The following is a 19,228-nucleotide window of genomic DNA, read 5'->3' on the forward strand; positions in this document are numbered from 1 at the left end:
GGGGGCGTCGGCATGTCGGTGCGGGTCGGTAGCGTTGAGGTGTCACACCACCCCACATTCCGTCCGACCGTCGTCGCTGCGTTGGAGGCCGCGTGCCCGAGGGCCACACCATTCACCGTCTCGCCACCGCCCACCGGGAGCGGTTCGCCGGCCTGCCGCTGCGGCTGACCAGCCCGCAGGGACGCTTCGCGGAGAGCGCGGCACTGCTCGACGGCGAGCGGCTGGTCGCCACCGACGCACACGGGAAACACCTGTTCCTGGAGTTCTCCGGCGAGCGCTTCATCCACGTGCACCTGGGCCTGTACGGACAGTTCTCCTTCGGCGAGGGCGAGGCACTGCCCGACCCGGTCGGCCAGGTCCGACTGCGACTGGCCGCGAAGGTGCCCGGCGGCGCGGCCTGGGCGGATCTGCGCGGGCCGACCGCGTGCCGCCTCCTGGACCTGACCGAGAAGGACGCGGTGCACGCCCGGCTGGGCCCCGACCCGCTGCGGGCGGACGCCGACCCGGCGGCGGCATGGCGCCGGATCCAGCGCAGCGCGAAGCCGATCGGCGCCCTGCTGATGGAACAGGACGTGCTCGCCGGCGTGGGCAACGTGTACCGCGCCGAGGTGCTGTTCCGGTTCGGGGTCGACCCGACGCTGCCCGGCAACCGGCTCGCGCGGGCCACCTGGGATGCGATGTGGGCCGACCTGGTGCTGCTCATGCGCGAGGGCGTGCGGCTGGGTCGGATCGACACCGTGCGGCCCGAGCACACCCCGGAGGCGATGGGCCGCGAGCCGCGCAAGGACGACCACGGCGGCGAGGTCTACGTCTACCGGCGCACCGACATGCCCTGCTTGATATGCGAAACCCACATCAAGACCGTCGAGTTGGTCGGCCGGAATCTGTTCTGGTGTCCCACCTGTCAGCCGTCGGCGTAACCTCCGGTTGATGACCGTTCGGTAGGGTCACCGGGTGGCCGCGCCGACGAGCAGGGGAAACCGGGTGGGCAGGACCGGGAGGCGCGCGGCACTGGCGCGCTCCGCTCGGCGCGTCGTGTCCTGGCTGCGGCACCGAGTGTTGCCCTCGGACGGGTTCGCCCTGGCCGGACTGCTGGCCTCGGTCACCGCCTGCGGCCTGCTGTCGGACGTGGACGCGTCGTGGTTTCCGGCGACGATGACGGCGGTGCCCATCCTGATCGGCGGGCTGGTGCTGCGGATGCCCAGCCTGCTGCTCCTGTACGCGGCCACTGCCGGTGTCCTGGTCGCCCAGCATCAGGTGCACGACACCGACGAGGTCACCGGCGGCACCATCCTGGTGGTCGGGGCGATCGCCGGCATCGTGTTGCTGATGGCCAGGATGCGGACCCGCCTGGGAGTGCAGTGGACCCGCGGCGAGTCGATGTTGTTCGACCTGCGCGACCGGTTGCGGGCGCAGGGCGAGATGCCGGTGCTGCCGCCGCAGTGGCACACCGAGGTGGTGCTGCGGCCGGCCGGTGGGCAGTCGTTCTCCGGAGACTTCCTGGTCGCCTCCCGGGGCGCCGGCGGCGGGCGGGTGCTGGAGGTGGTGCTCGTCGACGTCTCCGGCAAGGGGCTGGCCGCGGGCTCGCGCGCGCTGATGCTCTCCGGCGCGTTCGGCGGGCTGCTCGGGTCGTTGCCGCCACGCGACTTCCTGCCGGCGGCGAACGACTACCTGCTGCGCCAGGAGTGGGCGGAGGGCTTCGCGACGGCGGTGCACGTGGTGCTCGACCTGGAGTCGGGCGAGTACGAGTTGATCTCGGCGGGCCACCCGCCGGGCGTGCACTGGATCGCCGGCTCCGGACGGTGGCAGGTGCTGGAGGCGGTCGGCCCGCTCCTGGGGGTGATCGAGGACGCCGGTTTCGAGGGCGTCAAGGGTCGGTTGGGCCCCGGCGACGCGCTCCTGCTGTTCACCGACGGCATGGTGGAGATGCCCGGCGAGGACATTGCCACCGGCATCGACCGCTTCCTCGGCGAGGCCGAGCGCATGGTCCGGGACGACTTCCACGACGCGGCGCGCCGGATCGTGGCGGCGGCCGGTCGCAATGTGGGGGACGACCGCGCGGTGGTGCTGTTGCGCCGGCGGTGAGCGGGCCGGGCCTGGTCGGGGGATTCCGATGGATCAGGCCGCTGGACAGGACCGCCGGACCAGGTCGTGTCGTCCGGTGGCGGGATGCGGGTGCCCGGGGCGCGGCACCCACCGGGCCGCGTGGGACACCGCCCGGGCGGCCGGAGCGCACGGCCGGCCGGGGCTGCGGGACCGGACATGCGTCCGGGGCCCGCGTCCGATCAGTGCGCGCGGGTCTCGGCGGTGGACGGCCGGACCGCCAGGGCCGCCAGCTCGGCCGGTGTCCGTGGCAGGCCGCCCGCCGGCGTCAGGCCGTGCGCGGCCAGCACGGCGGCGGCCGCGTGGGCCCAGGTCGGCCGCAGACTCGCCGCGGCCAGCAACGCGGTGTCCGCGAGCAGCACCTCCGCCGGCCCGGTGTGCAGGCGCCCGTCGGCCAACACGGCCGCGTCGTCGGCCCAGCGCAGCGCGAGGTCCACGTCGTGCGTGGCCATCACCACCGTGGTCCCGGCCGCACGCAACTCGGCCAGGGTGTCCAGGAGGGCCTCCTGTCCGGCCGGGTCCAGGCCGGCGGTCGGCTCGTCCAGCACCAGCACCTCGGGCCGCATCGCGATCGCACCGGCGATGGCGACCCGCTTGCGCTGGCCGAAGGACAGCAGGTGCACCGGTCGTTCGGCCAGCGCGGTGATCCCGAGCGCGGCCAGCGCCTCGGCCACCCGCGAACGCACCTCGGCCGGGTCCAGACCCAGATTGAGCGGCCCGAACGAGACGTCCTGGCCCACCGACGCGGAGAACAGCTGGTCGTCGGGATCCTGGACGACCAGCTGCACGACCCGGCGCAGCGCGGTGAGTCCCTTGCGGTCGTGCCGAATCGGCACCCCGTGCAATTCGACCCGTCCCGAATCCGGCACCAGGCCGCCGGTCAACAGCCGCAGCAGCGTGGTCTTCCCGCAGCCGTTCGGCCCGAGCAGGGCCAGCGCGCGGCCGGCCGGAACGGCCAGGGACAACCCGCTCAACACCGGCGGCCCGTCCTCGTAGGCGTAGCCGATCTCTCGTACCCGCAACGGAATCACGGCACCACCGATACCAGGAGAAGGGTGGCGGCGACGACCGCCGCCACCACGAACAAGGAGCCCGCCACGAAGGCGCGCGAGATCCGTACCTCGTCCACGAGCACCCGCAGGCGCCCGTCGTAGCCGCGCCCGGCCAGGCCCGCCTCCAGGCGTTGGGCGCGAGCGAACGCGTGCACGAACACCGCCGAGCCGAGCCCGGCCACCGAGCGCCACCGGGCCCGACGGGTGCGATGGCCCAGTCGGCCGGCCTGCGCCTGGTTGATCCTCGCGGTCGTGTCGTAGAGCACGAACAACATCCGGTACATCACCGCCGCGACGTCCACCACGGCGGCCGGGACACCCACCCGGGTCAGCCGGGGCAACACGTCCGACAGCGGCGTGGTGAACGCGAACAGCAACATCGCGAGGCCGGCGGCACCGGAGCGGGCGAGCAACTCGGCCGCGTGGCGCGGTCCGTCCTCGGCCCACCCGACGCCGTCCGCGCCGATGCTCACGAGCAGCGTCAGGGCGCCGGTGGCGGCGAAGCCGAGCGGGGCACGGGCGGCCCGCCACAACCGCCGGGCGGGCACCTTGGCGAACCCGAACGCGACGACCAGGACGGTCCCGGCGACCAGGACCGCGCCCGGCCACGGCGGCAGCGCGACCGCGCAGCCGAGCAGCCCGAAGGAGAGCACGGCCTTGTCGGCCGGGTGGCGGCGGCGCCACGAACTCGCGTGCGCCGCCGCATCGATCGGCAACACGGGATCAGCGACCCGGGACCGATACCGGTGCCTCGGCGGCGGCGTCCGCCGGATCGTCGGGTGTGTCCGCGGCCTCCGGCGCGAGTCGGCGACGGGTGCGCTTGACGCCGAACACGTAGCCGACCACGCCTGCGCCGACCGCGGCCTGCAACGCGAACAGGCCGGACTCGATCTCGCCGGACGGCGGTTCGTACAGCGGGCTGAACCACGGTTCGTAGTCCGGGTCGTTCTCGGTGATCGCGGTCTCGGCCTGGGTGTCGGAGCCCGCGAACGGCTCGTCCTTGTGGTCGCCCATCCCGAACACCACGGGCAGCGCCGCGAGCAGCACCACGGCCAGCACGATCAGCAGGTTGATCTTCGTCGAGCGCTTCACTTGGTCTTCTCCTCCTCGCGCGCGACCCGCGCGTCGGTGACCACACCGAGGCGGATCAGGTCGCCTCGGCTGGACTGCCGCAGCAAGCGCACGACCAGGACGGTCAGCAGACCCTCACTGATCGCCAGCGGGATCTGGGTGAGCGAGAAGATGCCGCCGAACTTGGCCAGGGCGCCGGGGAATCCACTGTCGGGGTCGGGGAAGGCGAGGGCCAGTTGCACGCTTGTCACGCAGTACGTGCTCAGGTCCGCGACGAACGCGCCCAGGAACACCGCGACATCCAGCGGCATGGTGCCGCCGCGTCGATCGAGTAGTGAGCGGGCCAGTCGATAGGCGCCGTAACCCGCCCACGGGCCGACGATCGCCATCGAGAACGCGTTCGCGCCGAGTGTGGTCAGCCCGCCGTGCGCCAGCAACAACGCCTGGAAGAGCAGGGTGATCGTGCCCAACACGGCCATGATCGGTGGTCGGAACAGGATGGCGCCCAGTCCGGTACCGGTGGGATGCGAGCAACTCCCGGTGACGGAGGGGATCTTCAGCGCGGACAGCACGAACGAGAACGCGCCGGACGCGCCCAGCAGCAGGGTGTTCTCGGGGCGGTCGCGTACCTCGCGGGTGAGCGCGCGGGCACCGTGGACGACGAACGGGGTCGACGCGACGCCCCAGGCGACGGCGTGTTCCCAGGGCAGATAGCCCTCGGCGATATGCATGAGGAAGGGTCCCTCTCCAACACCTCGTGGACGGACGATCGCCGTGGCCGGTCTCCTGGCTGACGGGTCGTACGTTCACGTCTCCGCCTTCCCGGGGCCGCGCAAGCGGTCCCAGTGGCTTCCCCGAGACGACGAATCAACGTTTTCGCGGGGGTGGAGGAGAACTTCCCGATCACAGTGGCGAGGGCCGCGCCGGCATCGAACCGGCTTCCCGAACACCACGGCGAGCCGACACTAGTGGTCGGATGGACATGGCGACAAGGTGGCTTTTGCAAACCGTGCGCAAGACCACAAGATGGGCGGAGCGGCCGATCAATAGCCGCATTCCGGAAACGGGCCGCGGCTGTCCGGGCCATGCGCGCACTCGCGCGGTCCACGCGCCGGGGCGGGCCCGCGGGAGGGCGACCCGGGTCGCAGGCGGCGCGGACGAGTGCGGTGCGGCCGGCTCAGTCGAGGCCGGGGCCGCGGCCGCGGACGACCAGGGTGCCCGCCACCCGATCGCCGACCCGCTGCCGTCGCTCGCTGCCGAGCACCGCGGTCAGCCCGATCGCGCCGAGTGCGAACGCGTCGACGGCCAACAGCAGCCAGCGGATCCCGAGTTGGCGCCGGCCGGCACGTCCGCCGGAAACGTCCACGACGCGGATGCCGAACACCTGCATGCCCCACGTGCGCCCGTCGTGCTCGGCGGGACGCAGGACCCAGTACCAGAACAGGATCGCGACCGCGACGACGATCACGCCGGCGGTGATCGTCGCGGTCAGCGGACCGCTGCGGATCGAGCCGTCGGGGTGCGTGGGCAGCAGGACGAACAGCAACATCGCGGCCCCGGGCAACAGCGCGGAGGCCACCACGTCCACCAGGAACTGGCCGATTCGGCGCCACAGCACCGAGGGGACGAGCGGACTCTCGACCGCGGGCAGCCACAGTCGGGCACCCGACCGGGCGGGACGTGCCGAGCGCGCGAAGTGCTGCGGAAGGCTCCGTTCGTACATGTCCTTGTACTTTCCGCTACCGGGCGAGTTGACTCCCGGCGCGGCCGGATATCGCAGAGATTGCGCCCGGTCGGCGGACATGGGGGCCGACCGGGCACGGAGGGGAGGCGGGCGGTCACCGGAATCGACCGGAGGACGTCGTTCGGTGACCCGAAGCCGAGTCGTGCGGTGCCGCGCCGCGCCGTATCGAGCCGAGCCCGCACCGCGACGCGGCGGACGTGGTCCGGCGCGGCGCCGGCCGCTCAGGGCGTCATCGGACCGTCGGCCCCGAACAGGTCCGGCTCGGAGCGGCTGATCACGTCGTACAGCGGCTTGTAGTTGATCCAGGCCACCGTGTCGTTGCCCAGCTGCTCGCGGGTCAGCCGGGCGTTCTCCGGCGAGATCGGCTTGAGCTCGCCGGCCGCCTGGGCGAGCAGCTGCACCTGGCAGGAGCGCTCCATGGTGATGAACCACCACGCCGCGGCGTCGACCGACTGCCCGACCGTGAGCAGGCCGTGATTGCGCAGGATCAGCGCCTTGCGCGGGCCGAGCGTCTCGGCGATCCGGCGGCCCTCCTCGGCGTCGAGCACGACACCCGCGTAGTCGTCGAACACCTCGTGGTCCTCGTAGAAGGGGCACACGTCCTGGGTGATCGGTTCGAGCCTGATGCCGAGCGCGGAGATCGCCCGCCCGTGCACGGAGTGGCTGTGCGCCGCCGCGACCACGTCCGGGCGGGCCGCGTGGATCTGCGAGTGGATCGCGAACGCGGCCTGGTTGACGTGGAATCGGCCCTCGACGACCTGCCCCTCGTGGTTGACCAGGATCAGGTCGTCCACGGTGATGTGCTTGAACGACATCCCGAACGGGTTGACCCAGAAGTGATCGGTGAGCTCCGGGTCGCGTGCGGTGATGTGCCCGGCCACGCCCTCCTCGAAGCCGAATCGGCCGAACAGTCGCAGCGCGGCGGTCAAGCGTTCCTTGCGGTGCCGGCGCTCCTGCTCGACGGTTTCGAACGTGGGCGGCAGCGCGAAGCTCAGGTCCGCCGGCGACACCGGCTGCGGCGGGGTCGGCCGCCCTGCCTGCACGTCCTGGGCTTGTTGTGTATCGGTGCCGGACATGTCCATCTCCTCGGACTCGGGTCGCGCGGGACTTCGGCCGACGTTACCGGCGAGTCACATCCGGGGACAGCCCTCGGTGGACGCGTCTTCGCACGAAGCCGCGGATTCTAACGACCCGCGGTCGTCCGGGTCGGGTTTCCGGGAATTAAGCGAATATTGCCCGCAGTCCGCTTCGGGCTGCTTCTACGCTGCCGTTCAGCGAGTCCGGGACGTCGAGTTCGAAGCAGTCGAACTCGAATTCACCGGGCCCGCACGACGATGCACACATGTACAGGCGACGGACGAGTTTCGGGCGGCGCACGGTTGCGGGCGACGCGCACATGTCACCGGCCACGCGCCGTCGCGGCGACGTACGAAGTCGCCGGCGACGCGCGGAAGTCGGCGCACAAAAAGGTGGAAGGGGCGCGTGACTTGAGCGACGGGGGCGGGAATTCGACGGAGGTCGTCGGTATCGGCGCCCGGATACCCGCGGGGCCCGGGTTCGGCCGCGCCGATCCGGGGCCGTCCCGGGCCAGGGCGGACCGGGCCCGGGCGGACTCGGGCCGGCGGGGGCCGTTCGCGCCGGGTTCGACGCCGCGCAGCCCGATGGCGAGGAGCCGGCCGGAGATGGCACAACCCCCGAGGCGGTCGCGGCCGTCCCGACGCAGATCAGGCGACCCGCCGGCCGGGTCCGACACCGAGCGGGGTGCTGTGACCGAGGCGGATGTCATCGCAACAATCGAGGCCGATCCGCACGTGGCGGGCGATGCCGAACCGATCGAACCCGCTCCGGTCGCCATGCCTGCCCCGGGGATCGCACCGCCCGAGGACGAGCCCGTCGGAGTCCACCGGAAAGCCGCACCGCCGATCGCCTCGGAGGCAATCATGGCCAATATGGAAACGGCCCTCAAGGAAGCAATGACGATCGAGGGCGCCGTGGGTGTGGCCCTGGTCGATTACACCAGCGGAATGGCGCTGGGAATTCTCGGCGGCAGCAAGGAACTCGACCTGAATGTGGCCGCCGCCGGAAACACCGACGTGATGCGCGCCAAGATGCGCACGATGGAGATGTTGCACCTCGGCGATCAGATCGAGGACGTCCTGATCACGCTCGGCAAGCAATACCACGTGATTCGGCCGCTGAGCGGGCGGGCCGGGAAGGGCCTGTTCCTGTACCTGGTGCTGCTGAAGGACCGCGCCAATCTCGCGCTGGCCCGACACAGCCTCAAGCGTATCGAGGAGGAGATCGAGGTCTGAGTTCGCGCCCCGCCGACGCGCCGAGGCCCGCCGTCGGGGCGCGCAGGCCCATCCTCGGTACCCCGGGCGTCCTCCGCCACCCCCGTGCGGAGGGCGCCTTCGGGGTGTCCGGCGACACGTGCGGACCCCCTGGCCTCCCCGCACCGTCTCGGATATGACGGTACGTCAGATGTACCGTCGAGCCCGACGCCGTATGTCGCGTACGGATCGCAGCCGGATCCCGTACGGATCGCGTACCCGAGTCACCGAGGAGCCGCATGCTGTCCGGCGAGAAGATCCTGATCACCGGCCCCGCGGGCCAGATCGCCTACCCGCTGACCGAGTACCTGGCCCGGGACAACGAGGTGTGGGGCATCGCCCGCTTCTCGAACGCCGAGGACCGCAAGCGGGTGGACGCGCTGGGCGTGACCACGCGCGCCGTCGACCTCGGCGCGGGCACGTTCGACGAACTGCCCCAGGACTTCACCTACGTCCTGCACCTGGCCACCTTCCAGGGCCCCGGACTCGACTACGACGAGGCGCTGCGGGTCAACGCGGAGGGCACCGGGCTCTTGCTCCAGCACTGTCGCCGGGCCAAGGCGGCGCTGGTGATGTCCACCGCGTCGGTGCTCAAGCCGCACCCGGACCCGATGCACGTCTTCCACGAGAGCGACCCGCTGGGCGACGCCAACGTCTCGCACGCACCGACCTACTCGGTGTCCAAGACCGCCGAGGAAGCCGTTTCGCGCTACTGCGCCCGCGCGTTCGACCTGCCGGTGGTGATCGCCCGGATGAACGCCTCCTACGGCCCGCGCGGCGGCCTGCCGACCATGCACCTGGACGCCGTGCTGGCCGGGCAGCCGATCGTCACCCGCTGGGATCCGTGCATGTACAGCCCGATCCACCAGGACGACATCAACAGCCAGACGGCGGCGCTGCTGGACGCGGCGTCCACTCCGGCGACGGTGGTCAACTGGGGCGGCGACGAGCCGGTGAGCGTGCAGGAGTGGGCGGCGCACATGGCCGACCTGAGCGGGCTGCCCGCCGAGGTGGTGGTCCGCGAGCAGCCGGGCACGCTGCGCGGACAGGTACAGGACACCGCCAGGCGCGCGGCGATCACCGGGCCGTGTGCGGTGGGGTGGCGCGCGGGGTTGGCGGATGTCCACGCCGCCCGCCGCGGTGATTCGGCCTGACCGGGTCGGGCAGCCTACGGCTGTGCTCGATAGCGTCGAGTCTTCAGGTCTTACTCGCGCCGTCTCGAAGCGCTCCACCTCATCGGATCGCGTCGCTGCGAGCGGCACCACGCAGGAAGGACAACGATCATGGCCATCCTCGATACCCCCATCGCCACGCTGGCGGGGGAGGGCACGACCCTGGGCGGCATCACCGAGGGCAAGGTCGCACTGGTCGTCAACGTCGCGTCCAAGTGCGGCCTGACCCCGCAGTACACCGGCCTCGAAGAACTGCAGAAGGAACTGGGCGCACGCGGCTTCACCGTGGTGGGCGTGCCGTGCAACCAGTTCATGGGCCAGGAACCGGGCAGCGCCGAGGAGATTCTCGAATTCTGCTCGACGACCTACGGTGTGACGTTTCCGCTGACCGAGAAGATCGACGTCAACGGTCCGGACCGGCACCCGCTCTACGACGTGCTCACCGCGGCCTCCGACGCCGAGGGCGGCTCGGGTGACGTGCAGTGGAACTTCGAGAAGTTCCTGCTCTCCGCCGACGGCGCGATCGTCGGCCGGTTCCGCCCGCAGACCGACCCGCACGACCCGAACCTGATCGCCGCGATCGAGAGCGTGCTGCCGAAATAAGGCGGCGGGTGGGTCGAACGCCGGTCGGGTCGTCGGGGGCCCGGCCGGTGTTCGCGGGCCCGCCGGCGTGCGGGTGGCGTTCGCGGGGCGGCTTCGCGTCGTGCGCCGCGGACCGTCGCCGGGCGGTTGCCTGCCGCGGGCTCCGCGCCGCGGACGTCTTCGCGCCGCGGACCCTTTCGCGGGGCGGACCCGGCCTAGACCAACGCCCACACGGCCGTCGCGTCGTCGCAGATCTTTCCGCGCGGCCATCTGGACCCGTCCGCGTCGGAGTTCTCCGCGGCCCGCACTCGGGCCAACAACTCGGCCGGCCCGAAGTGTCGCAGCGTGGTCATCAGCCGATCCCAGTCGCTCAGCCCGTACCGGTCGACCAGCCGACTGGCACCGTCGCTCAGCGCCGCCATCGCGTGTACCTCGCCCAGTGCCAGGCCACCCGTCAGCGCCTCGTCGGCCGCCGCGGGATCGGCCGCCGCGACCCAGTAGCCGCCCGCCACGTTCCGCGCCGCCCGCAGGGTGTCCTGGTACTCCTGATGCGCCGTCAGGTAGGCCTCCGAGCCGACGGCGTGCTCGTCCCGACGCCGTCGTGCCGCCGCGCCGATCACGTCCAGGCGATCGTCGGTGACCACCGTCAGGTCCTCGTCGCGCTCGATCAACAGCGTCGAGTCGGACAGTACGAGGTATTCCAAACGATCCTCGACCACCCGCACCACCACCGCCGTTGCGGCGGGCGCGTCCGGCCGGCCCAGGTCGCAACCGTCCACGTGCAGCGCCGAGGTGTCCTCGATCGCGTCGTGCAGGCACTCGGCCAGGGAGCGATCCGGCCGCCCGCCGCTGTGCGTGAACAGGGCGGTGCCCAACCGCTGGACGAACCACGGCACACCGTGTTTGCAGCCGTTGTCCGAACTGGAGGTCACGCCGTCGAGCAGCACCACCGTCGTCGGCCCCGCGACGACGAAGTCCTCGTTCGGTTTGCCCGGATGACCCGGTTCTGTCGCGAATTCCACGCGCATCGCGGACATCCCTCCCTTTTAGGTGCCACGCCGTACGGCTGCCCAGCCCTCGGGGGTGGGAAACGGTGGTTGATCATGCCCTGTGCGCGGTAGCGGCCACATAAGTTCACAGCGGTTTCACGCATCGGTTTCGCGCGAGGTCTCGTGTCGATCGGCGAACTGCCCCTAATCTCTGGCTGCGAGACACCTTCAGGCCCCATTTCTACGCGCGTCACCACCGCGCGCCCTCGGAAGGGATCCCATGCTCGGGAACAAACGACGCCGCGGTCGGCTCGCCCTCACCGGTCTGGTCGCCGCGAGCCTGCTGGCGATGAGCGGCCCGGCCACGGCCGACGCCCGCACCGGTGACGGCCGGCCCTCCGGCACGACGGACCTCGAATTCCTCGCACTCAACGACCTGCACGGCAACCTGGAGGAACCGCAGGGTTCCGCCGGCACCGTCACCGAGCTCGGTCCCGACGGCAAGCCCGTCGTGATCCCGGCCGGCGGCATCGAGCACCTCGCGACCCAACTGCGCGCGGAGCGGGCGAAGAACCCCGACTCGCTGACCATCGCGGCCGGCGACATGATCGGCGCGAGTCCGCTCCTGTCGGGGCTGTTCCACGACGAACCGACGATCGAGGCGCTGAACAAGGTCGGCCTGGACGTCACTTCGGTGGGCAACCACGAGTTCGACGAGGGCAAGAAGGAACTGCAGCGCATGCAGTGGGGCGGTTGTCACCCGACCGAGGGGTGCTACACGCCCGGACGCACGTTCAAGGGCGCCGATTTCCAGTACCTGGCCGCCAACGTGCTCGACGAGCGCACCGGCCTGCCGATCCTGGCCCCGGTGAGCGTCAAGAACGTGGGCGGTGCCCGGGTCGGCTTCATCGGCATGACCCTGGAGGGCACGCCGGACATCGTCACGGCCGAGGGCGTCAAGGGCCTGAAGTTCAAGGACGAGATCAAGACCGCGAACACCATCGTGCCGTGGCTGCGCCTGATCGGCGTCGAGTCGATCGTGGTGCTGCTGCACGAGGGCGGTCTGCCCACGAGCAACGCGTACAACTACGACTGCAACGCGGGCGGCAACCTGGGCCTGTCCGGACCGGTCGTGGACATCGCCAAGGGCCTGGACCCGGCGATCGACATGGTCGTCACCGGCCACACGCACCAGGCGTACTCGTGCAACATCCCGGACCCCGCAGGGCAGCCGCGGATGGTCACCAGCGCCTCGTCGTTCGGCAAGATGTACACGAAGATCGACGCCACCTACGACAAGCGCACCCGCGACATCGTGCGGACCTCGGTCAAGGCGCAGAACACGGTTGTTCGCCGGGACACCCCGAAGGCCCCGGACCTGACGCAGTTGCTCGCCGACTGGCAGAAGCTCGCGGCTCCGGTCGCCAACCGCTCGATCGGGTACATCAGCGCCGACATCCGCGGTCGCGGCGCGACCACGCCCGAGTCGCCGCTCGGCGACGTGATCGCCGACGCGCAACTGGAGGCGACCGCACCGGCCGACAAGGGCGGCGCGCAGATCGCGTTCATGAACCCGGGCGGGATCCGGTCCGACCTGCAATACGCGGCGGCCGGCAGCGAAGGGGACGGCGTCGTCACCTACGGCGAGGCATTCACCGTGCAGCCGTTCACCAACATGATGCAGACCCTGGACCTCAAGGGTCAGGCCGTGCTCGACCTGCTCGCCCAGCAGTACACCGGCGGCAACGCGGCCAACCCGAAGGTGCTCCAGATCTCCAAGGGCCTGACGTACACGGTGGACCGGTCGCAGACCGGCGCGGCCAAGATCGTGCCGGGCAGCGTCAAGCTGAACGGCGTGCCGATCGACCCGGCGGCGACCTACAAGGTCAGCGCGAACGAGTTCCTGGCCGGTGGCGGCGACGGCTTCGCGGCCTTCAAGACCGGTGTGAACAAGCGCGTCGGCGGGTCCGACCTGGAGGCGTTGCTGGCGTACTTCGCGGCCCACTCCTCGTCGAGCGCGCCGCTTGCGCCGCCGGCGGCGGACCGGATCACCTTCATCGGGTGAGGTCGGATCGGGTGAGGTCGACCTCGACCGGCCGAGTCGATCGGGTTCGCGTGAGGTCGGCCTCGACCGGCCCACGTCGGTGCGATTCGGCCTGGGTCGGCCTCGTTCGGGGGAAGCTCGTCCGCTTCCGGTGAGGTTCGTCGATGGCGGGCGAGTTTCGTCCGATGTTCGGGAAAGGCCCGGTCGCGGTGCGGCCGGGCCTTTCTGATACATAGTCAGTGATTCCGGGACGAGTGCCTCGACACGAAAGCGACGGGGCCGCCCGTGTGCCGGGTGCGGTCTCGACCTGGGCGACAATCCCCCCATGAGCACAACGAGACGCCCCCCGACCGGGGCCGATGTGGCCCGTGCCGCAGGCGTTTCGCGCGCGACGGTGTCGTACGCGATGAACGACGTCCAGGACAGCCGGATCCCGGAGGAGACCAGGCGCCGGGTCCGTGAGATCGCGGCCGGCCTGGGCTACGAGCCGCGCTCGGACGCCCGTTCGCTTCGGCGTGGGCGTACCGATCTGGTACTCGTACCGACCTACGAGGTGCCGTTCGGCCAACTGATCCAGCGCTTCCTGGACGGCCTGGCCCGCGAACTGCACGGCCTGGGACACACCCTGGTGATCCACGGCAATCCCGCCACGCACGGCATCGAGGCGGCGAAGGCGTGGGGCGCGCTGAATCCGGCAGTGGTGCTGGTGCTGCCGGAACGGATGTCGGCCGACGGCGTCGAGTACCTGGTCGCCCGCGGCATCGCCGTGGTGGCCCTGGGCGAGAGTTCCGCGCCGATCGCGCTCGGCCTCAAGGTCGATCACGTGGCGGCGGGCGGCCGGGCCGCCGAGCACCTGATCGCCCGGGGCCGACGGGATTTCGCCGTGGTGGTGCCGCGCGAGCCGGGCCTGGCCGCGTTGGGCCTGGCGCGGCTCGCGGGCTTTCGCGCCGTGGCGGAGCCCGCGGGTGGCACCATCCGGATGGTCGAGATGGGCGAGGATCCCGCCGAGGCCGCGCGGCTCGCGCGGGAGTGGCGGGCCGAAGGCCGCCCCGACGCGGTGTACGGCTACAACGACGAATACGCGGCGCTGCTGCTCGGCGCGTTGGCCGACGTCGGCGTCCGGGTTCCGGAACAGGTCGCCGTCGTCGGTACGGACGACCTGACGCTGTGCGAGATGGTCCGCCCCCGATTGACCTCGGTCGCGTTCGAACAACTATTGCCGATGAGCGCGGTGGCGGCGGCCATCGTCGCGGCCGGCGAAGGGGCCGTCCAGGACGACCTGACGCTGTGGCAGATGACGTTGCGGGCACGGGACTCGAGCTGATTCGCGGCGGGGCGCGGTGCGTGTCGACGGTTGAGCCGATTCGGCGGCGGCGCGGCGTGGCCGCGTGTCGACGTCCCGCCGGCCGAGAGCGGGAGGCTGGGTTGCGTCCGGCGGATCATGGCGGCCGCACCGCCATGATCCGCCGGACACGGCCTAGGCGCGCGAGCTTGCCAGGAGCTTGGTGATCTGGCGGACGACGACGTCGTCGGGGGGCAGGGCGGGCTTGGTCGCGGACAGATCCGCGTTGCTGACCACCACGAGCGTCGGGCCGACCCGGACCACGATCAGGCCCAGCGCGCCGCCCGCCTGGGGTGTCATCCCGATCGCGAGCGACTCGTCGCCGAGGGACGCGTGCGGGATCGCGGCGTAGGCGTCGGTGCTCGTCGCACCGTCGGCGTCGGTGGAGGTGACCGACGCACAGTTCGGCAGCGCCGCACGGCCCCGGGCGAACAGGTCCTGCGCACCGGTGCCGGCGAAGGAGAACAACTCGATGATGGTGAAGCCGGTCGGCGTCGGATCGCCCCGGGTCACCGACGCCTGGGCGGACGCGGCCGGTGCCGAGGCCGCCTGCCCGGGGCGCATCAGGTCGATGAGGGGCTGGCAGCCGGCCTCCCGGGCGGTCTCCCGGGTCTCGGTGCCGTCCGCGTCGACCTCGTAGGCGCCCGCCGGCATTTCCGCGGCGGTCAACAGGGCGGCGGTGAGGCGGGATTTGGAGGCCGGGTCGGAGCCGTTCCCGTTCCCGTTTCCGTTCTCGTTGCCGTTCGCGTTCCCGCTTCCGTTTCCGGAGGGGGCGGGCGACTCGTCCGTGGGTGGTTGCGCGGGCGGGGGTTCGCCGGGGGAGGAGGCCGCGGCGGGTGGCGCGGCGGCCGGCGGGGCGGAGCCGGTGGGCGCGCCCGCGGACGGTGCCGGGGCTCCTGCGGTGCCCGCCTCCGGCGCGGCCGTCTGCGCGTTCGCGTACTCGCGCGCCAACGCCTCCTCGTCACGACCGCACGCGGTGGCCGCCAGGAGCAGGCTCCCGGCGATCACCGCCGTGCCCACCCGGATCACGATCTTGCGCATAGGCGGCTTCCTCCGAAGCAACGGGCCCGGCCCGCCGTGGGTTCGCCCGCCGGGGCGGGCGACGGAGCGACGGGGATCCGATGAGCCATCAGGACACGAACCCGCGGCCGCCGGCCGTGTGCCCCCTGGAGGCGGCGGAGTGCGGGCCCTCGTCGTGCCCCGGAACGATGGCGCCCGGTCCGGCGCGGGTGGTGCGTCGTCGAGTCGGCGACGCGAGGGGCCTCATCATCGCGGACGCCGCTCGGCTTTGCCAACCGTCCGATGCCGGGCCGGTGGTCGGCCGCGTGGTACCTGATCAGCCGTCAAAAAGCCTTGAAGGTCGCCCGGTTCGATCTCGGGCGAGGGGCGAGGAGTGAGCGGGTGAGCGGGTGCGCGGGTGGCGGTGGGTCGGTCGACCGCGCCGACCGACCCACCGGCTCGGGTCAGCCCTTGGCCGCCGTCACGATCTTCTCGACCTGCTTGGTCACCAGGGCGGTGTCCGGCAACTTGGGGATGGTGCCGGTGAACTCCACGGACCTGACGACGATCAACGTGGAGCCGACACGGACCACGATCTGCCCACCCGTGCCGCCATCCGCCGGCGTGCTCACGGTCGCGAGGGTGTCGTCGCCGAGCCTGGGATGAGCGGCCTCGGCATGCTTGACGGTGGAGGTCTCGCCCTCTTCGTCCTTGGTGGAGAGTGAGCCGCACTTCCCGAGCGCGGTGCGCGCCGTGCTCAGAATCGTTTCCGCATCGGTGCCCGCGTAGGAGAACAGCTCGGTGGTGATCATCGCCGACGGCATCGGGGCGCCGATCGTCACGCCGGCCTGGGCCACGCCGACCGGCTTGGTGGCGCCCTGTCGCGGCAGGAACAGGTCGGTGAGCGGTTGGCATTCGGGCGACGTCGCGGTCACCCGCTCGCGGGTGCCCTTCGGTTCCCGGGTGACGTACATCCCCTGCGGCAGGTCCGAGGCCGCGAGTACCGCCTTCTCCAACTGGGCGGCGGTCAACGGAGTCGCCGCAGGAGCGCCCGACGAGACGGGCGCGGGCGCGCTCGGTGCCACCGCGCCCGGCGAGGGTGCGGCGGCCGGCGCGCCGGTGGTCGTGGTGCTCGCGGCCGGCTTTCCGCTGTCCTTCTTGTCGTCGTCGGAACCGCACGCGGTCGCCGCGAACAGCACCGAACCGACGATCGCGACCGAAATCGGTCGAAACAGGGACTTGCGCATGAAAAAAGGATCCTCCGGGGTGGTTCGGCTGCATCCCGGGCAGCGCCGCGTCGTACGCGGGAGTGCGCGAGGCGGAATGAACGGGATGTGATCGGCCGTCGAGAAAAAGCGGTGGCAGCGACCGCGTGCCGATCGACGTCCCCCCACGAAACGTGCGCTCGACGGCGAAGAGGCCGAGGACTCCCGTCCAGCGCGGCACGAACCGGCCCACAGAGCACGGGAGTCGCGCCCGAGTGACGAGAGCGCGCCCATCATGATGCAGCGTCGGCGACTCCGCCAACCATTTGAGCGGGCTCCGGGGACACCGTCTCCCGCCACCAAGTCGGCAGTGGTTCGCGGTACTTCACCCACGCCGGGGGCAACTCGGCGCGGATGCCCACGATTCCACCCACGATCGCGCATGTGGTGTCCACGTCGCCGCCCGCGCTCGCGGTGGACCAGAACGCCGCCGCGTAGTCGTCGAGGTGCCGGGCCGCGGACCACACCGCGAACGGGACGGTGTCGGGGGCGCTCACCTGGCGGCCGTTGCCGAGCAGCCGGCCGACCTCGCGGGGGTCCTGACGGCCCACCAGATCCAGTGCGGCGCCCAGCCGTTCGCGCACCAGACCGGCGGGTGTGCGATCGCGGACGAAGCTCACGAAGTCGCCCGCACCCGGCCGGTCCAGCGTCACCGCACCCGCGGCCGCGACAGCGACCGCCACCGCGCCGGCGATGCCCTCGGGATGCATGTGCGTCACCTCGGCGGACCACGCGGCCTGCGCCACCACCGCGTCCAGGTCGTCGGCGAACCACGCACCCAACGGGGCGACCCGCATCGCGGCTCCGTTGCCCCACGACCCCTGCCCGTCGAACGGTGCGGCGGCCAGGGCGCGCCAGTCACCGCCCTGCCGCACCAGCCGCAACATGCGATTGGTGGTCGGACCGTAGCCCCGATCGAAGTCGTGCCGGCGGGCGAAGGCCTTGATCAACTCGTCCTGGTCGACCGTGCCGCGCAGCGTCAACTCGGCGTGCAGGACGCAGGCCATCTCGGTGTCGTCGGTCCATGGCCAACTGCCCTCGGGCAGGCTGCGTTCGGCCAGGTGCGGGAGGTTGTCGGGGACGAAGAACTGGGCGCCGAGCGCGTCGCCGAGCGCGAGGCCGCGCAGCGAGGCAAGGGCGGAAGAGGTGTGCGTCATATGGGCGATCATTATTCCGCCACCCATGCTTGGATGTCCCGGATGACGTCCCCTCGGATCGTGGAAGCCACCGCCACCGTCGAGTTGCGCATACACGGGGCTCGGCCGATGGCCGACCACGGGCCGGTGGCGGCCGACCACGTGCCGCCGATGGCCGACCGCGTTCCGCCGGCGGCCGATCGGCGCTCCGGGGTGGCTGCCTGTGCGCTCGGGGCGGCTGCCCGTGTGTTCGGGAGGGCCGTCCGGGTGCCTGGGGCGGCCGTCCGTGTGCTCGGTCTCCCGGAGCCGGCGTGCGGGTCGGTTCCCGGGATGACGCCCTTCGGGTCGATCCACCGGCCCCACCGGCACGCGTGACCCCGGCGGTCACCGCCGTCGTACTCGGCGCGGCCGGGTTGCACGCGGCCTGGAACGCACTTGCGCACGGGCTCGAAGACCGGCTCGGGACGATGGTGATGATCCAGGCGGCGAGCCTGGCCATCGGCCTGTCCTGGCTGCCCTTCGTCGGCGCTCCGGCCGCCGGCGCCTGGCCGTGGCTGCTCGGCTCGGCGGCCCTGCACGTGGCGTACAACCTGCTCCTGCTGGAGACCTACCGGCTGGGCGACTTCGGCCAGGTGTACCCGATCGCCCGCGGCACCTCCCCGTGGGTCACCGCCCTGATCGGGGTGACCCTGCTGCACGAATACCTGACGGTGACGCAGACCGTCGGCGTGGTGGTGATCTCGGCCGGCATGCTCGTCCTCGCCCTGGCCGGCGGCATCCCGCGCCGCGCCGAGGCCGCCGCGGTGCTCGCGGCACTGGCCACGGGCTGCGCGATCGCGCTGTACACCGTCCTGGACGGCGTCGGCGCACGCTCCTCGGGCTCGGCGATGGCCTACGCGGCCTGGCTGTTCGTCCTCCAATCGGTGCCGACCATCCTGCTCCTGCACCGCCGCCGCGACCCCGCCGCCGCACCCAACCGACAACGCGCCTGGGGCCTCCTCGGCGGCGCCATGTCCCTCGCCGCCTACACCCTCGTCATCTGGGCCCAGACCCGAGGCACCCTGGCCACGATCGCCGCACTGCGCGAAACGTCGGTCGTCATCGGCGCGATCATCGGGACGCTGATCTTCCACGAAACGTACGGCCGATACCGAATAGCCGCGACGGTGCTGGTTCTGGCGGGCATCACGGCGATCAACATTCCGTAGGCCGTGAGGCCGTGAGGCCGTGAGGCCGTGAGGCCGTGGCGGGCGTCGCGGTCGTCGGCCGGTCGGCGGGGGTGGGTCGCCGGTTGGTCGTCCGGTGGGTGCGTATCGCTTTCGTGGCCGGCAAATGCCCACCGAACGCCTTCCGCGTTCCGGCCCTCACCCGGGTTTCAGGCCATACGGTCGAATGGTCG

18 protein-coding genes and 1 riboswitch are annotated in these 19,228 nt (G+C 71.7%); of the genes, 8 read left to right on the forward strand and 10 right to left on the reverse strand.

Annotated features, from left to right (window positions below):
- Positions 1 to 92 precede the first annotated feature (92 nt).
- Together ACIBM5_RS04385 and ACIBM5_RS04390 are read left to right on the forward strand one after the other, a co-directional pair.
- A complete protein-coding gene (locus tag ACIBM5_RS04385) occupies positions 93 to 920 on the forward strand; it encodes an Fpg/Nei family DNA glycosylase (RefSeq protein ID WP_396005320.1) in 828 nt (275 codons plus the stop codon).
- 64 nt (positions 921 to 984) lie between these two features.
- Complete coding sequence (locus tag ACIBM5_RS04390) at positions 985 to 2,085, forward strand: PP2C family protein-serine/threonine phosphatase (protein WP_396005322.1); 1,101 nt, start codon at positions 985 to 987, stop codon at positions 2,083 to 2,085.
- 200 nt (positions 2,086 to 2,285) lie between these two features.
- On the opposite strand, the gene ACIBM5_RS04395 is transcribed toward ACIBM5_RS04390, so the two are convergent.
- From ACIBM5_RS04395 to ACIBM5_RS04420, 6 genes are all read right to left on the reverse strand, one after another.
- The gene (locus tag ACIBM5_RS04395) at positions 2,286 to 3,134 is read right to left on the reverse strand and encodes an energy-coupling factor ABC transporter ATP-binding protein (RefSeq protein WP_396005324.1); all 849 of its coding nucleotides are present in this window, start codon (positions 3,132 to 3,134) and stop codon (positions 2,286 to 2,288) included.
- Positions 3,131 to 3,874, reverse strand: coding sequence for a cobalt ECF transporter T component CbiQ (cbiQ, locus tag ACIBM5_RS04400; protein WP_396005326.1), 744 nt, complete (start codon positions 3,872 to 3,874; stop codon positions 3,131 to 3,133). The genes ACIBM5_RS04395 and cbiQ overlap by 4 nt, the downstream gene beginning before the upstream one ends.
- A 4-nt stretch (positions 3,875 to 3,878) precedes the next feature.
- Positions 3,879 to 4,247, reverse strand: coding sequence for an energy-coupling factor ABC transporter substrate-binding protein (locus ACIBM5_RS04405; RefSeq protein WP_396005328.1), 369 nt, complete (start codon positions 4,245 to 4,247; stop codon positions 3,879 to 3,881).
- Positions 4,244 to 4,957 carry an energy-coupling factor ABC transporter permease gene (locus ACIBM5_RS04410; protein WP_391582920.1) on the reverse strand — a complete coding sequence of 238 codons (714 nt, stop codon included), beginning with the start codon at positions 4,955 to 4,957 and terminating at the stop codon, positions 4,244 to 4,246. The genes ACIBM5_RS04405 and ACIBM5_RS04410 overlap by 4 nt, the downstream gene beginning before the upstream one ends.
- 27 nt (positions 4,958 to 4,984) lie before the next feature.
- Positions 4,985 to 5,195, reverse strand: a riboswitch (cobalamin riboswitch).
- A 208-nt stretch (positions 5,196 to 5,403) separates the two neighbouring features.
- Complete coding sequence (locus ACIBM5_RS04415) at positions 5,404 to 5,949, reverse strand: RDD family protein (protein ID WP_396005330.1); 546 nt, start codon at positions 5,947 to 5,949, stop codon at positions 5,404 to 5,406.
- Positions 5,950 to 6,191: 242 nt separating this feature from the next.
- Positions 6,192 to 7,046 (reverse strand): class II aldolase/adducin family protein, encoded by an 855-nt coding sequence (locus ACIBM5_RS04420; RefSeq protein ID WP_396005332.1) that lies wholly within the window; start codon positions 7,044 to 7,046, stop codon positions 6,192 to 6,194.
- 864 nt (positions 7,047 to 7,910) lie between these two features.
- On the opposite strand from ACIBM5_RS04420, the gene ACIBM5_RS04425 reads away from it, so the two are divergent.
- From ACIBM5_RS04425 to ACIBM5_RS04435, 3 genes are all read left to right on the forward strand, one after another.
- Positions 7,911 to 8,282: a hypothetical protein gene (locus tag ACIBM5_RS04425; protein WP_391583082.1), complete on the forward strand. Its 372-nt coding sequence runs from the start codon at positions 7,911 to 7,913 to the stop codon at positions 8,280 to 8,282.
- Positions 8,283 to 8,539: 257 nt separating this feature from the next.
- Positions 8,540 to 9,454, forward strand: a complete 915-nt coding sequence (locus ACIBM5_RS04430) for an NAD-dependent epimerase/dehydratase family protein (RefSeq protein WP_391582917.1) — start codon at positions 8,540 to 8,542, stop codon at positions 9,452 to 9,454.
- Positions 9,455 to 9,583: 129 nt separating this feature from the next.
- Complete coding sequence (locus tag ACIBM5_RS04435; RefSeq protein WP_391582916.1) at positions 9,584 to 10,075, forward strand: glutathione peroxidase; 492 nt, start codon at positions 9,584 to 9,586, stop codon at positions 10,073 to 10,075.
- A 194-nt stretch (positions 10,076 to 10,269) separates the two neighbouring features.
- Here the strand turns inward: ACIBM5_RS04435 and ACIBM5_RS04440 are convergent, their stop codons facing one another.
- Positions 10,270 to 11,082 carry an integrase gene (locus ACIBM5_RS04440; RefSeq protein WP_391582915.1) on the reverse strand — a complete coding sequence of 271 codons (813 nt, stop codon included), beginning with the start codon at positions 11,080 to 11,082 and terminating at the stop codon, positions 10,270 to 10,272.
- A 241-nt stretch (positions 11,083 to 11,323) separates the two neighbouring features.
- On the opposite strand from ACIBM5_RS04440, the gene ACIBM5_RS04445 reads away from it, so the two are divergent.
- The gene (locus tag ACIBM5_RS04445; RefSeq protein ID WP_396005335.1) at positions 11,324 to 13,108 is read left to right on the forward strand and encodes a bifunctional metallophosphatase/5'-nucleotidase; all 1,785 of its coding nucleotides are present in this window, start codon (positions 11,324 to 11,326) and stop codon (positions 13,106 to 13,108) included.
- A 304-nt stretch (positions 13,109 to 13,412) separates the two neighbouring features.
- Positions 13,413 to 14,411: a LacI family DNA-binding transcriptional regulator gene (locus ACIBM5_RS04450; protein WP_396005337.1), complete on the forward strand. Its 999-nt coding sequence runs from the start codon at positions 13,413 to 13,415 to the stop codon at positions 14,409 to 14,411.
- Positions 14,412 to 14,564: 153 nt separating this feature from the next.
- On the opposite strand, the gene ACIBM5_RS04455 is transcribed toward ACIBM5_RS04450, so the two are convergent.
- The 3 genes from ACIBM5_RS04455 to ACIBM5_RS04465 all read right to left on the reverse strand — a co-directional run bounded on the left by ACIBM5_RS04455 (position 14,565) and on the right by ACIBM5_RS04465 (position 17,850).
- A complete protein-coding gene (locus tag ACIBM5_RS04455; RefSeq protein ID WP_396005339.1) occupies positions 14,565 to 15,470 on the reverse strand; it encodes a hypothetical protein in 906 nt (301 codons plus the stop codon).
- Positions 15,471 to 15,892: 422 nt separating this feature from the next.
- Positions 15,893 to 16,675 (reverse strand): hypothetical protein, encoded by a 783-nt coding sequence (locus ACIBM5_RS04460; protein ID WP_396005341.1) that lies wholly within the window; start codon positions 16,673 to 16,675, stop codon positions 15,893 to 15,895.
- Between the two features lie 251 nt (positions 16,676 to 16,926).
- Positions 16,927 to 17,850: an ADP-ribosylglycohydrolase family protein gene (locus tag ACIBM5_RS04465; RefSeq protein WP_396005343.1), complete on the reverse strand. Its 924-nt coding sequence runs from the start codon at positions 17,848 to 17,850 to the stop codon at positions 16,927 to 16,929.
- Positions 17,851 to 18,200: 350 nt separating this feature from the next.
- Here ACIBM5_RS04465 and ACIBM5_RS04470 point away from each other — a divergent pair, with 350 nt between their 5' ends.
- Entirely contained in the window at positions 18,201 to 19,037 is an 837-nt protein-coding gene (locus ACIBM5_RS04470; protein ID WP_396005345.1) for an EamA family transporter, read from the forward strand.
- The last annotated feature ends 191 nt before the right edge of the window (positions 19,038 to 19,228 follow it).

This window comes from Embleya sp. NPDC050493 (assembly GCF_044458105.1).
Taxonomy (GTDB): domain Bacteria; phylum Actinomycetota; class Actinomycetes; order Streptomycetales; family Streptomycetaceae; genus Embleya.